At 65.3% G+C, this 13734-nt stretch carries 12 protein-coding genes and 1 riboswitch; of the genes, 6 read left to right on the forward strand and 6 right to left on the reverse strand.

What is annotated here, in order from left to right:
- Nucleotides 1-251: 251 nt before the first annotated feature.
- Nucleotides 252-1622: an MFS transporter gene (locus GCT19_RS15495; RefSeq protein ID WP_152852452.1), complete on the reverse strand. Its 1371-nt coding sequence runs from the start codon at nucleotides 1620-1622 to the stop codon at nucleotides 252-254.
- A gap of 184 nt (nucleotides 1623-1806) precedes the next feature.
- Nucleotides 1807-3447, reverse strand: coding sequence for a gamma-glutamyltransferase (ggt, locus tag GCT19_RS15500; protein WP_018437725.1), 1641 nt, complete (start codon nucleotides 3445-3447; stop codon nucleotides 1807-1809).
- Nucleotides 3448-3783: 336 nt separating this feature from the next.
- Here ggt and GCT19_RS15505 point away from each other — a divergent pair, with 336 nt between their 5' ends.
- The 3 genes from GCT19_RS15505 to GCT19_RS15515 all read left to right on the forward strand — a co-directional run bounded on the left by GCT19_RS15505 (nucleotide 3784) and on the right by GCT19_RS15515 (nucleotide 5821).
- Complete coding sequence (locus tag GCT19_RS15505) at nucleotides 3784-4563, forward strand: DeoR/GlpR family DNA-binding transcription regulator (protein ID WP_026229122.1); 780 nt, start codon at nucleotides 3784-3786, stop codon at nucleotides 4561-4563.
- A 307-nt stretch (nucleotides 4564-4870) separates the two neighbouring features.
- Nucleotides 4871-5068: a hypothetical protein gene (locus GCT19_RS15510; protein WP_013090475.1), complete on the forward strand. Its 198-nt coding sequence runs from the start codon at nucleotides 4871-4873 to the stop codon at nucleotides 5066-5068.
- A 99-nt stretch (nucleotides 5069-5167) separates the two neighbouring features.
- Nucleotides 5168-5821, forward strand: coding sequence for a TetR/AcrR family transcriptional regulator (locus GCT19_RS15515; RefSeq protein ID WP_152852453.1), 654 nt, complete (start codon nucleotides 5168-5170; stop codon nucleotides 5819-5821).
- A gap of 59 nt (nucleotides 5822-5880) precedes the next feature.
- Here GCT19_RS15515 and GCT19_RS15520 read toward each other — a convergent pair whose 3' ends face one another.
- The gene (locus GCT19_RS15520; protein ID WP_018437722.1) at nucleotides 5881-6240 is read right to left on the reverse strand and encodes a hypothetical protein; all 360 of its coding nucleotides are present in this window, start codon (nucleotides 6238-6240) and stop codon (nucleotides 5881-5883) included.
- 213 nt (nucleotides 6241-6453) lie between these two features.
- Here GCT19_RS15520 and glpD point away from each other — a divergent pair, with 213 nt between their 5' ends.
- From glpD to GCT19_RS15535, 3 genes are all read left to right on the forward strand, one after another.
- Entirely contained in the window at nucleotides 6454-7983 is a 1530-nt protein-coding gene (gene glpD, locus GCT19_RS15525) for a glycerol-3-phosphate dehydrogenase (RefSeq protein ID WP_184251365.1), read from the forward strand.
- A gap of 166 nt (nucleotides 7984-8149) precedes the next feature.
- A complete protein-coding gene (glpK, locus tag GCT19_RS15530) occupies nucleotides 8150-9649 on the forward strand; it encodes a glycerol kinase GlpK (RefSeq protein WP_152852455.1) in 1500 nt (499 codons plus the stop codon).
- Between the two features lie 123 nt (nucleotides 9650-9772).
- Nucleotides 9773-10459 carry an HAD family hydrolase gene (locus tag GCT19_RS15535; RefSeq protein WP_152852456.1) on the forward strand — a complete coding sequence of 229 codons (687 nt, stop codon included), beginning with the start codon at nucleotides 9773-9775 and terminating at the stop codon, nucleotides 10457-10459.
- A 94-nt stretch (nucleotides 10460-10553) separates the two neighbouring features.
- Here GCT19_RS15535 and ribB read toward each other — a convergent pair whose 3' ends face one another.
- From ribB to GCT19_RS15550, 3 genes are all read right to left on the reverse strand, one after another.
- Complete coding sequence (ribB, locus tag GCT19_RS15540; RefSeq protein ID WP_152852457.1) at nucleotides 10554-11273, reverse strand: 3,4-dihydroxy-2-butanone-4-phosphate synthase; 720 nt, start codon at nucleotides 11271-11273, stop codon at nucleotides 10554-10556.
- A 146-nt stretch (nucleotides 11274-11419) separates the two neighbouring features.
- A riboswitch (FMN riboswitch) is annotated at nucleotides 11420-11603 on the reverse strand.
- 115 nt (nucleotides 11604-11718) lie between these two features.
- The gene (locus tag GCT19_RS15545) at nucleotides 11719-12426 is read right to left on the reverse strand and encodes a helix-turn-helix domain-containing protein (RefSeq protein ID WP_152852458.1); all 708 of its coding nucleotides are present in this window, start codon (nucleotides 12424-12426) and stop codon (nucleotides 11719-11721) included.
- Between the two features lie 130 nt (nucleotides 12427-12556).
- The gene (locus GCT19_RS15550) at nucleotides 12557-13723 is read right to left on the reverse strand and encodes an MFS transporter (RefSeq protein ID WP_152852459.1); all 1167 of its coding nucleotides are present in this window, start codon (nucleotides 13721-13723) and stop codon (nucleotides 12557-12559) included.
- Nucleotides 13724-13734: the final 11 nt, after the last annotated feature.

Below are 13734 nucleotides of genomic sequence, written 5' to 3' on the forward strand. Positions count from 1 at the left end.
CGTGAATTAGAGTTAGGCCCTTGTACTCTGCATGTTAGCCGGAGATATCCGACCATGCAGTTCACACAGCACAGACCATGCCGCAACGACGCAGTTCCGATTTCAAGATAGTCGAAATCTTGCAGCGTATTAAAACGATGTGCGCAAGGCAAAAAAAAAGCCAGCCCAAAAGGCTGGCTTTTCGGACAGACACCAGGTCCGGCGGGCTTGGGGACACGGGTGGAGCGAAGCGCCCGGGCGGCCCCTCCTCGTCAGGCAGGTTGTATCTCGCCCGACAGCGGACGCACGCGACGCATGCGCAGCGCCACGAGGATCAGGGATACGCCCGACAGCACCGCCGCAAGCAGCACGTAATAACTCGGCGCGAGCTTGTCGCCGGTCAAATGAATGAAGGTTTCGACGATGGTCGGCGCGAAGCCGCCGAAGATCGTCACGCCGATGCTGTAGCCGATTGAAAGGCCAGTCGAGCGCACCTGGGTCGGGAAGATTTCCGACATCAGCGCCGGCATCGGCCCCGAGTACGAGGCCTTGAAAATCCCGGCGACGCCTTGCAGCACGAGCAGCCAGCCAATCGTCGGATGGGTCTGCAACCATGCGAACATCGGATAGATCAGCAGGCCCATCAGGATCGACGTGCTCAGCATGATGCGAATTCGTCCGATGCGATCGGACAGCGCGCCCATGATCGGCGAGAAGATGAACTGCATGCCGCCGTTCAGCACGACCACGCCGAACGACGCGGCCGCCGCCATATGCAGCTGCTTGACCGCGTAGAGCGGCATATAGAGCTGCAGCACGTACACGCCGACCGTCGACTGCGCAACGATGCCGATCGCGAGCAGCAGGTTGACCCACTGATTCGCGAACGACGCGTCCTTCGATCCGTTCACGACCTTGCGCTCGCCGGCGGCCTCGCCAGCCTCGCGTGCTTCACGCAGTGCGAGGAATTCGGGCGTCTCGTCGAGATGCGAGCGGATGTAGTAGCCGACCGGCCCGACCAGCAGACCGAACACGAACGGCACACGCCAGCCCCAGCTGTTCAGGTGCTCGGCCGGCAGCCATGCGGTCAGCAGTGAACCGAAGGCCGCCGCGGTGATCGCCGCGAGGCCCTGGCTCGCGAACTGCCAGCTCGCGTAGTAGCCGCGCCGCGTCGCGCTGTGTTCGACCATGAACGCGGTCGCGCTGCCGAACTCGCCGCCGACCGCGAAGCCCTGCACGAGCCGCGCGAACAGCACCAGCAGCGGCGCCGCGAGACCGATCGTCGAAAACGGCGGCATCACGGCCATCGTGAAAGTACCGACCATCATCAGCGCGATCGCGAGCGTGAGCGCCGCCTTGCGGCCCTTGCGGTCGCCGTACACGCCGAGCACGATCGCGCCGAGCGGGCGCATCAGGAACGAGATGCCGAAGGTGGCGATCGCGAGCAGCGTCGACAGCCACTCGTCCTGCATCGGGAAGAACTGTTTCGCGATGATCGTCGCAAAGTAGCCATAAACCAGGAAGTCGAACCACTCGAGCGCGTTGCCAATCGACGACGAGAAAACGATCCGCCGCACCATCGCTTTCGAAAGCGGCGCGGCGTGAGGGAAAGCGGTCGTCGAATGCGACGCGGGCGTGTTCATGATGGTCTCCTGCTTGTCTGCTGCGTGATAGCTGTCTTGGGCGCGGCTTCGCCTGCATCGGCGAGGCGGCTGGTGGGCGCGCAATAGCGCGGCATCCGGAATGCCGCGCGTTCGTTGCCCGTTGCCTGGGTGCCGGAGCTGAGTTCCGGCGTGGACCTCAGTCCGGGCGTTGCCTCGTCGTGCGCTAGAAGCCGGCGGCGAGACCGTCGCGGCGGCTGTCGCTGGCCGCCACGTAGCCGCGTTCCGGCTCGTTGCGATCGAGCTTCCAGATGAACTGGCCGGAACCGAAGTCCATGTACGGATCGTCGACCGACTTGATCGTGTGGCCGAGCTTCTGCAGGCCCTCGGTGGTCTTCGGATCGAGCGTCGACTCGATATCGACCGTGAAGTCGCGGTTGACCTTCCAGCGCGGCGCATCGCACGCGGCCTGCGGCTGCTGACCGTAGTCGAGCATGCGCACCACGGTCTGCAGATGGCCTTGCGGCTGCATGTCGCCGCCCATCACGCCGAAGCTCATCACCGCTTCCTGCTGGCCGTTCACCTGCTGCGTGAGGAACGCCGGGATGATCGTGTGGAACGGCCGCTTGCCGCCCTCGACGACGTTCGGCGACTTCGGGTCCATCGAGAAGCCGCAGCCGCGGTTCTGCAAGGCGATGCCGGTGTCCGGCACCACCACACCCGAGCCGAAGCCCATGTAGTTCGACTGGATGAAGCTGACCATCATGCCGCTCTCGTCCGCGGCCGACATGTAGATCGTGCCGCCCGCCTTCGGCATGCCGAAGTCGAAGTGCGTTGCGCGCTTCGGGTCGATCAGCTTCGCGCGCGAGCTCAGGTACGCGTCGTCGAGCATCTGCTCCGGCGTGACTTCCATCGACCGCGGATCGGCGACGTAGCGATACAGATCGGCGAACGCGAGCTTCATCGCTTCGATCTGCAGATGCTGCGACTCGACGCTGTCGACCTTCAGCGACTTCACGTCGAACTTTTCGAGGATGCCGAGCGCAACCAGCGCCGCGATGCCCTGGCCGTTCGGCGGAATCTCATGCACCGTGTAGCCGCGATAGTCCTTGCCGATCGGCTCGACCCAGTCCGCACGGTAGTTGCGCAGATCGTCGGCGGTCAGCGCGCCGCCGCCTGCGCGCGCGAACGCGGCGATCCGCTCGGCGATCTCGCCTTCGTAGTACGAGCGCGGACCTTGTTCTGCGAGCAGGCGCAGCGTCTTGGCGTGACCGGGGAAGCGGACCAGCTCGCTGACCTCAGGCGCGCGGCCGCGCGGCATGAAGGTCTGCGCAAAGCCCGGCTGATCCTTCAACTCCGGCACCGCGGCCGCCCACTTGTACGCGACGATGCTCGCCACCGCGTGACCGCGCTCGGCGATCTCGATGGCCGGCTCCATCAGGTCGGCGAACGGCAGCTTGCCGAACTTCTGGTGCAGCGCTTCCCAGCCGGCGATCACGCCCGGCACGGTGACCGCATCCCAGCCGCGCTTCGGCTGCATCGAGAGGCCGTTTTCCTCGCCGTATTTGCGCTTGAAGTAGTCGACGTTCCACGCGGCCGGCGCCACGCCCGACGCGTTCAGACCATGCAGCTTCTTGCCGTCCCACACGAGCGCGAACGCGTCGCCGCCCAGGCCGCACGACACCGGCTCGACCACCGTGATCGCGGCGGCGGCCGCGATGGCCGCGTCGACGGCATTGCCGCCCTTCCACAGCATGCGCAGCCCGGCCTGCGCGGCGAGCGGGTGCGAGGTCGAAACGATATTGCGTGCGAATACGGGCAGACGTTGCGTCGGATAAGGGTTTTGCCAGTTGCTGAAGCCAGTCATGTCGAACACTCTCGAAAGCGCAGGCCGGCACAAAAAGTCGCCGGACATCAGGGGAAAGGTTGTAAAGCAGGTAAATCGCGAAACCCAGGATTGCATCGCGAAGCGCGCCAAAAAACAAATTCATTTATTAAATGAATAAATGCGTAATGCGCCTGAATGGGGGTTCGAGCAGATCCGGCGTGGTCGGGCGAGTTCCAGCGGACTGCGCCAGTTGGCGGACAAGAGGCGCGATGGTCTTACAATAGCCGCAACCGCGTTCGTCCACGGCGGGCTTCCGGCCAGCCGCTCGCTGACGTCGACGGACTGCGCCGACATCACAGCCACGACACAACACACATGACACGAGACCCCCGCCTGACTCTCAACGCCCGGCAACAGGAATTGCTGGAGTGGGTGCAACGCGACGGCTTCGTGACCGTGGACGACCTCGCGAGCCACTTCGACGTCACCCCGCAGACGATCCGCCGCGACGTCAACTGGCTCGCCGATATGAACCTGCTGCGCCGCTATCACGGCGGCGCCAGTCTGCCGACCAGTTCCGAGAACGTCTCCTACACCGCGCGCCAGCGCATGTTTCATGACGAGAAGCGACGCATCGCGGCGCTGGTGGCCACTCACATTCCGGATCAGGCATCGCTGTTCATCAACCTCGGCACGACCACCGAGGAAGTCGCACGCGCGCTGAACCGTCACCGCGGCTTGCGCGTGATCACGAACAATCTGAACGTCGCGAGCATGATGAGCGGCTACCCGGATTGTGAGGTGCTGGTGACGGGGGGCATCGTGCGCCCGTGGGACAAGGGTATCGTCGGTGAACTGGCGATCGATTTCATCCGCCAGTTCAAGGTCGACTTCGCGATCATCGGCACGTCGAGCATCGAAACGGACGGTACGCTGCGCGATTTCGACACGCGCGAAGTGCGTGTCGCCGAGGCGATCATCGAGCATGCACGCACCGTTTTCCTCGCCGCCGATCACTCCAAGTTCGGCCGGCCCGCGCTAGTTCGTCAGGGACATCTGGAGCAGATCGACGCGCTGTTCACCGACGCCGCACCGCCCGCCGACATGGCCGAGGCGCTGAACGCCGCGAATTGTCAAATCTATATTGCCGGATAATTCCAGGCGTTCTCCGCCATGTTGCGGTGCACGCAAAACCTCGCGTGAAATCAAGAATCTGGCTGCACGGCCGGACCGCCTATCGTTCGGCCAATTGTCAAATGGAAAATTTACGGGGACCAGGTTGGCGTTTCATCGGTGCTCGCCTACACTCCAGTTCCCCAGCGTACGTTGCGAGTCTCGCACGGCGTCGGTTGTGTGAATCTGTCGTGTAAGCCGTACCTCCCGCCCTGATCCTTAGCGGACCCCGCCCCGACCTACCGGTCGACACCAAGGCTGTCCGCAATTTGCTGACATGGAGAGAACGATGCTGAGTCCGCATGAATTCGCCACGTTGTTGCTCGTCAAGGACGCCCCCAACCAGGTCGAAATGGACCGAGAAGAACTCGACGCGTTGCTCGAACGCCAACTGGTGCAACTCGAACGCCTCGCATCGGGCAACGAAGAATGGCGCGTGACGGAAACCGGCGACACCGCACTGCGGGCCATAAAACGTTATTCCTGAGTTATCCCCGCAGTTGACAGCGGGCCGCCTTCGCGGCCCTTTGTTGTGCGCAGCTCATTTACACAGTAAATTCGCGCGACGGACTTCCCACCCTCGCGCATGCCCAAGACGCTCTCCGCCGACGACATCCAGCAGTTTCGCGAAGCCATGCGACGCGTCGCGGAAAACGCGTTCGCGACCCGCGGAGCACAAGGCGTGACGATGCGCGAGCTGGCGAAGGAGCTGGGCTGCAGCGCGATGACTCCATATCGCTATTTCCGTGACAAGGAAGAAATTCTGGCGATGGTCCGCGCCGCCGCGTTCAACCGCTTCGCCGCGCGCCTCGAAGCGGCCGCGAAAGCCATCCCCGCGACCGCCCCCGCCATCGATCACAGCGCCGTCAGCCGGGCCTACGTCGACTTCGCGCTCGATGAGCCGCACGCCTACCGTTTGATGTTCGATCAGACGCCGCAACAGCAAGGCGCTTACCCTGAACTGGCCGCAGCGTCGCAACGCGCGTGGCGTCTGCTGGAAGCGCACTTCGAGCGGCTCGTCGAGGCGGGTGTTCTCGAAGGCGATCCACGCCTGATCGGCTACGCGTACTGGACGAGCCTGCACGGTTTCACGATGCTCGCGCTCGCGAACCAGTTGCCGCCGCCGGCGGCGCAACAGGCCGAGTCCGCCGGCGACGATGCACATCAGCCGTCGCGCGAAGCGGTGTTCGCGCAGATTCTGCGCATGCTGTGGCGGGGAGCGTTGGCGCCGCAGAAGTGAACCGGTGGGCCGCGCGGAGGCAGCGCGAAAGTCGGGCGCGCCAGTCAACCCGCTGGCACTTAGCCGCTACGCAAAGTCGAATCGACCGTCGCCCGCCAGCTGATCGCCCTTGCGCGCTGCTCGTTGAAGAACTCGACCCACTGGTTGCGCACCTTCGGATCGCTGCTCGTCCCCTCGCTCGCATGGCGCTGCGCGATCGACGCCTGGAACGCGCAGAACTCGTCGTTCGACAGCCGGCCGCGCCGGTTCGCCACATAGGCATCGAAGAACGTCTCGTAGACGATCTGCGCGTCGTGGCCGTAATCGACGGTTTGCGGCGAACACATCTTCTGCAACGCCTCGAACGACGTCGCGCCCCTCGTTCCTTCCAGACTCGGCGTGCTCACGCATCCTGCCAGAAGCGCGGCAGCGCCGATCATCAAAAATCCTCGCATTCATCACCTCGAAATGGCTGCTGCCAAGAGTATCGTCCGCGGTCGCGCGTTACGCCACTGCGTCGCCATTCGGTCCACGTTCGTTCAAATCAAGCGAACTTTACTTTTTCGGATATGTTCATTAAAGTTCGAAAACGAACATAATTCGTTCAATTGGCTTTCCAACCCAGTTCCGGATTCGATGCAGAGGGCTCGCAGGTGACGCAAGGCACGAAATACGATCTGCTCGTCGTCGGTGGCGGGATCAACGGCGCCGGCATCGCCCGCGACGCGGCCGGCCGTGGTCTGTCGGTGCTGCTGTGCGAACAGGATGATCTGGCCGCGCACACGTCGTCGGCGAGCACCAAGCTGATCCACGGCGGGCTGCGCTACCTCGAGTACCGCGAGTTCGGGCTCGTGCGCAAGGCGCTGCAGGAGCGCGAAACGTTGCTGCGCGCGGCGCCGCACATCATCTGGCCGCTGCGCTTCGTGATGCCGCACATGCCCGAGCTGCGCCCCGCCTGGCTGATCCGCGCGGGTCTTTTCCTGTACGACCATCTGGCCAAACGCGAACTGCTGCCGGGCTCGCGCGGCGTCGTGATGAGCCGGCATCCGGCCGGCGCGCCGCTCGTCGAAACGATCAAGCGCGGTTTCGTTTATTCGGACGGCTGGGTCAACGACGCCCGCCTCGTCGTGCTGAACGCGCTCGACGCGCACGAGCGCGGCGCCACGATCCTCACGCGCACGAAGCTGATCGCCGCTGTGCGCGCCGGCGGCGAGTGGCGCGCGCAACTGCAACGCGCGGACGGCACCACGCTCGACGTGCGCGCCGCCGCGATCGCGAACGCGGCGGGCCCGTGGGTCGGCGAGCTGCTGAAGGGGCCGCTCGGCCGGCCGTCGTCGCATAGCGTGCGGCTCGTCAAGGGCAGCCACATCGTCACGCGGCGCCTGTTCGAACACGACCACGCGTACATCTTCCAGAACCCGGACAAGCGGATCATCTTCGCGATTCCCTATGAGCACGACTACACGCTGATCGGCACGACCGACCTCGAATATCGCGGCGACCCGTCCCGAGTCGCGATCGACGCCAACGAAACGCAGTACCTGTGCGATTCGATCAACCGCTACTTCAGGCGGAAGATCTCGCCCGCCGACGTGCGCTGGAGCTATTCGGGCGTACGCCCGTTGCTGGAGGACGAGAACGCGGACAATCCGTCGGCGGTCACGCGCGACTACTCGCTCGAACTCGACGCGCCCGCGAACGAGGCGCCGCTGCTGTCGGTATTCGGCGGCAAGATCACGACTTTTCGCAAGCTCGCCGAGCAGGCCGTCGATACGCTCACCGACGCGCTGCGCCACGGCGCGCCAGCGTGGACCGCCGACGCGCCGCTGCCGGGCGGCGACATCGCACAGGCGAACTTCAATCGCTTCCTCGGAGAGTTCTCGCGCGAACATGCGTGGCTGCCGGCATCGCTCGCGCATCGGCTTGCGCGCGCGTATGGCACCCGTGCGAATCGCGTGATCGGTGCCGCGCGCTCACGCGCCGAGCTCGGTCGCGAGTTCGCGCCGGGTCTGCACGAAGCCGAGCTGGTTTATCTGCGCGATACCGAATGGGCGCGCACCGCGCAGGACGTGCTGTGGCGGCGCTCGAAGCTCGGCCTGCATGTCGAGCCGGGCACCCTCGAGCAGGTCACGCGCGACATCGACGCGTGGTTTGCGCATGAACCGGCCCGGCAGAGCGCATAGGGGACACGGTAGACCACACCCGCGAGCGGAGCAGGCCGCCACCGCAGCTTCGGCTGGACGACGCCGGCACACGCCCTCACACTATGGCGGCCCGCTCACAACAACACGCCGCCCGCATCGCCGGCCAGGCAATCCGGCGATCCGTACCATGCATGGAGAAGAGACAATGCAGGATCAGTACGTCCTCGCGCTTGACCAAGGCACCACCAGCTCACGCGCGATGCTGTTCGACCGCCGCGGCAACGTCGTGTCGACCGCGCAAAAGGAATTCCAGCAGATCTACCCGCACCCGGGCTGGGTCGAACACGATCCGCAGGAAATCTGGTCGACGCAGGCTGGGGTCGCCGCCGAGGCGGTCACGCGAGCCGTCATGAACGGCACGTCGATCGCCGCGATCGGCATCACGAACCAGCGCGAAACCACGATCGTGTGGGATCGCGAAACCGGCCACCCGATCTACAACGCGATCGTCTGGCAAGACCGCCGCACCGCCGACTTCTGCGACGAACTAAAGGCGCAAGGTCTCGAAGCGAGCGTGCGCGCGAAGACCGGTCTGCCGATCGACTCGTACTTCTCGGCGACCAAGATCCGCTGGATTCTCGACAACGTCGAAGGCGCGCGCGAAAAAGCGCGTCAAGGCCGGCTCGCGTTCGGCACCGTCGACAGCTGGCTCATGTGGAATTTCACGAAAGGCGCGCTGCACGTCACCGACGTGACCAACGCGTCGCGCACGATGCTGTTCAACATCCACACGCTGCAATGGGACGACGAACTGCTCGCCGCACTCGACATTCCGCGCAACATGTTGCCGGAAGTGCGGCCGTCATCGGAGGTGTATGGACCGACTGTGACCACCGTGTTCGCATCGAAGATTCCGCTCGCGGGCATCGCCGGCGATCAGCACGCCGCGTTGTTCGGCCAGATGTGCACCGAGTCCGGCATGGTCAAGAACACCTACGGCACCGGCTGCTTCCTCGTGATGAACACGGGCGCCAAACCGATCGAATCGAAGAACAATCTCGTCACGACGATCGCCTGGCAAATCGGCGATCGTATCGACTACGCGCTCGAAGGCAGCATCTTCATCGCCGGCGCGGTGGTGCAGTGGCTGCGCGACGGCCTCGGCATCATCAGGAACGCGGCCGAAATCGAAACGCTCGCGCGCAGCGTGCCGCATTGCGACGGCGTGTATCTGGTGCCCGCGTTTGCCGGCCTCGGCGCGCCGCACTGGAACGCACGCGCGCGCGGCACGCTGTTCGGCGTCACGCGCGGCACGACCTCCGCGCATATCGCGCGTGCGGCGCTCGATTCGATCGCGTATCAATCGCTCGACGTGCTGAAGGCGATGGAAGCCGACTCGGGCATTCGCATCGGCGAGCTGCGCGTGGATGGCGGCGCCTGCGCGAACAATCTGCTGATGCAGTTCCAGGCCGACATCCTCGGCGTCGACACGGTGCGCCCCCAGGTGTCGGAGACGACCGCGCTCGGCGCCGCCTATCTGGCCGGTCTCGCGGTCGGCTACTGGAAGGATATCGACGAGTTGAAAAGCCAGTGGAAGCTCGAGCATCGCTTCACGCCGGCGCTGCCGCACGCGGAGGTCAGGACCTGCCTCGATGGCTGGCAGCGCGCGATCCGCGCGGCGAAGGCCTGGGCCGATACACCGTAAGGCCGCGGGCGCGCACAGCATCGAAAGGACGTGGTTCGAAAGCACGTATGATGACGCTTTTCATCCCGGCGAGCGGGCCCGCAGCCCGCCGCCCGCGCGTCTTGCGCTTATCGTTCTTCAGGCATGATCGACCACCTCATCTGTGACTGCGACGGCGTGCTCGTCGACAGTGAAGTCATCGCCGATCGCGTAATGTTCGACACGCTGACGGCCACCTTCCCCGGCATCGATTTCGCCCCCGTCGTCAAAACCGCGTTCGGCCAGCAAACCTCGCGCTTTCTCGCCGGCCTCGAAAAGCAGTTCGACATCACGCTGCCCGCGAACTTCCTCGATACGATCGAGCACAACGTCGAGCTCGCGCTCGCCGCGTCCCTCGGTCCGATCCACGGCGTGCGCGATGCGCTGCAACGCGTGACACTGCCTGCCGCGGTCGTGTCGAACAGCCGTATGACGCGCGTCAGCGCATCGGTACGGCGTGCCGGTCTGCAGCAGATTTTCGGCGAGCGCGTGTTCAGTGCCGAGCAGGTCGCGCGGCCGAAGCCCTATCCCGATGTTTATCTATTCGCGGCCACGTCGCTCGGCGTCGAGCCGGCGCGCTGCCTCGTCGTCGAAGACAGCGTCTCGGGTTTGAACGCGGCGCGCGCGGCCGGCATGAAGACGATCGCTTTCGTCGGCGCGAGCCATATTCCGGACGGCTATGCGGATGCGCTGCGCGCGATGGGCATCACGCGGATCATCAAGCACATGGATGAACTGCCCGCGCTGATCGACGCGGGCGTGCGCGGCGAGTTCCGCGACGTGCAGTCGTAGCGGTTTTGCCCAACGCCGATAAAAAAGCCGGTTCTTCTAGCGAAGAACCGGCTTTTCGCTTAATGGCGTCGCGCGCCGCTCGATGGATGCTCCGTCAAGCCTCAGCCATCGCACCCTCGCGCACCTGCGCGAGCGTCTCGCGAAACTCGACCAGCTCGGCGATCGTCAGCATCGGCAGGTCGTGTTGCGCGGCAAAGCGCTCGACGTCCGCGCCGCGCGTCATCGTGCCATCGGCGTTCATCAGTTCGCACAGCACGCCGGCCGGCTTCAGCCCCGCGAGGATCGCGAGATCGACCGTGCCTTCGGTATGGCCGCGGCGCGCCAGCACGCCGCCCGGCATCGCGCGCAGCGGGAACACGTGGCCAGGGCGCACGATGTCGGCGGGCTTGGCCGAATCGGCGATCGCCGCGCGGATCGTGGTCACGCGATCCTGTGCCGACACGCCGGTGCTGACGCCTTCACGCGCTTCGATCGACACCGTGAACGCGGTGCCGTGACGGCTTTCGTTGTTGACGGCCATCGGCGGCAGTTCGAGCGCGCGGATCTTGTCGTCGGGCAGGCACAGACACACAATGCCGCTGCATTCGCGGATCAGCAACGCCATCGTTTCGACCGACAGGCGCTCAGCCGCGACGATCAGATCGGCTTCGTTCTCGCGGTCGTGGTCATCCTGAAGCACCACGGCGCGACCGTCGCGCAGCGCCTGCAAGGCGGCGGCGATACGCGGCGGAACGGCTTCGGTGGCAAGCAGAGGGAGATCGGCGAAGGCATCATCGGCGATCGTCGACGGAGCGGGAAAAGTAGCAAAGGACATGTTGAAACGCTCATCGCAAAAGTTGGGCGAGAAACGTTTCAGGGCATTGCAAACAGACTGACACGCTGCCGCCGAGCACCGCACGAAGCGGACGCTGATCGGCCGCCCACGCTACGGGCGGCGTCGCGGAACGCACATGACTATCTGCACATCTTCTTCCATCCGGACTATGACCGTCGGCTCTGGCTTCTGACCAGATCTGCTGACCCCGCCGCTGTCTCCACTACTGCGAAGACCACTCGATGCGGGCGCTCGCGGGCTTGCCGGCTCAAGCTATCGCGCTGCCGGCCTACCGCCGGTGGGGAATTGCACCCCGCCCTGAAGACGCACTGATTGCCGGCTTGACCGGCCGGCGAAGCATACAACAGTCGCGCAAGCGCTGCAGCGCGACGAATAAAGACCCTACTGACGGCGTTGGCCTTGCGTCATCGAACGCCGTCGATTCTCAACCCGGCGCGCCTTCGCGCGCGGCTTCGTCGCGTGCGGCGCTCGCGGCCCGCACTTCCCAGCGCGGCGGCGTCTCAGCCCGCAGCGTCACGCGAAACGCGCGCGCCTCGGTGTCGCCGGGATTGCGCAGGCTGTGCGGCTGGTCGGCGTCGAACACGATCGCATCACCGGTCGCGAGCAGTTGGCGCTGGTCGTGCACGCTGACTTCGAGCGTGCCGTCGCTGACCACCAGATTCACCGTGGTGCCCGGCGCGCGGCGAATGCCCGCCTCCGTATGCAGCGGCGCGATCCGCAGTTCGTGAAACTCGGCGGCGATCGACTCGTCGTCGGGATACAGCGGACGCACCGAGTAGCGCCCGTTCGCGCTGACCACGCGCGCCGAGCGCTCGGCCGGCAGATGCTCGAAGCCGTTGGTCGCGTGACGCCGCAGAAACGCCGCCACCGACACCTTCAGCGCCGCCGCCACCTTGCACAGCACCTTGATCGACGGCACGCTGCGCGCCGACTCGATCTGCGCGAGCATCGCGCGCGACACGCCGGACGCGCGCGCCAGCGCATCGAGCGAAAGCTGCCGTTCGGCGCGCAGCCGCGCCAGATTTACACCGACCAGTTGTTCGAGCGCATCGAAGGGTTCGGCGGAGCGCGGCCCGGCGTTGGAGTCGGCATCGGCCGAAGGATCGCGGACCAGCGCGAGCGGGGAATGCATATTGGCCTCCAGAGCGCCGCCACGCGGCGCAAGAGCAGTAAGTGGAGGCAAGATAGCATCGGCTTTCGCCGCGCCCAACGAAGTTATCTTCACACTGTTATCAGCATCGCAGAGGCAAGCAACTGACGACTTACGTGCCTTGCGCGAGCGCGCGCGCCGGCGCATCCATGCGCGCCGCGAACCACGTGAGCAGCAGCGCGGCCACGCTGACCGCGGCCGCGACCCAAGGCAAGGTATCCAGCGCATGACCGTGATTGATCACGAGACCGCCGAGCCACGCACCCGCCGCGTTGCCGACGTTGAACGCACCGATGTTCAGCGTCGACGCGAGATTCGGCGCGGCAGCCGCCTTCTGGACCACGCGCATCTGCAGCGGCGGCACTGTCGCAAACGCCGCGATGCCCCATACGAATACCGTGATCGCAGCGGCCACCGGCGAATGGCTGGTGCGCGCGAAGAGCGCCATCACGACCGCGAGCGCGGCGAGAATGCCCATCAGCGACGGCATCAGCGCGCGGTCCGCGAGCTTGCCGCCCACCATGTTGCCGACCGTCAGGCCCACGCCGAACAGCACGAGGATCAGCGTCACGCCGCGCGGCGAGAAGCCGCTCACCTGCTCGAGAATCGGCGCGATATAGGTGAACACGACGAATACGCCGCCGAAGCCGAGCACCGTCATCGCGAGCGCGGTCCACACTTGCGGGTCTTTCAGCACGCGCACTTCGTGACCGAGGCCGGCCGGCCCGGTGTCGTGGCGGTTCGGCACCAGCGCGCTGATGCCCGCGAGCGACAGCACGCCGAAACCGCTGACGATCCAGAACGCCGCGCGCCAGCCGAACTGCTGGCCGATGAAGGTGCCGAACGGCACGCCGAGCACGTTCGCCAGCGTCAGGCCCGTGAACATCAGCGCGATCGCGCTCGCGCGCTTGTCGGCCGGCACTAGCGAGGCGGCGACCACCGCACCGATTCCGAAGAACGAGCCGTGCGCGAACGAGGTCACGACGCGCGCGATCATCAGCACCGCATAGCTAGGCGCCACCGCGCACAGCACATTGCCGACGATGAACACGCCCATCAGCAGTTGCAGCGCGAATTTGCGCGACATCCTGCTCGTGATCACCGCGAGCAGCGGCGCGCCGACCGCGACGCCAAGCGCATAGCCGCTGACGAGCAGGCCCGCGGACGGAATCGACACGGCCAGATCGTGCGCGACCTCGGGCAACAGGCCCATGATGACGAATTCGGTCGTACCGATCGCGAATGCGCTAATCGCGAGCGCGAGTAATGGAATGGGCATTTTTCTGCTCC

The organism is Paraburkholderia atlantica (assembly GCF_009362785.1).
Lineage (GTDB): Bacteria > Pseudomonadota > Gammaproteobacteria > Burkholderiales > Burkholderiaceae > Paraburkholderia > Paraburkholderia atlantica.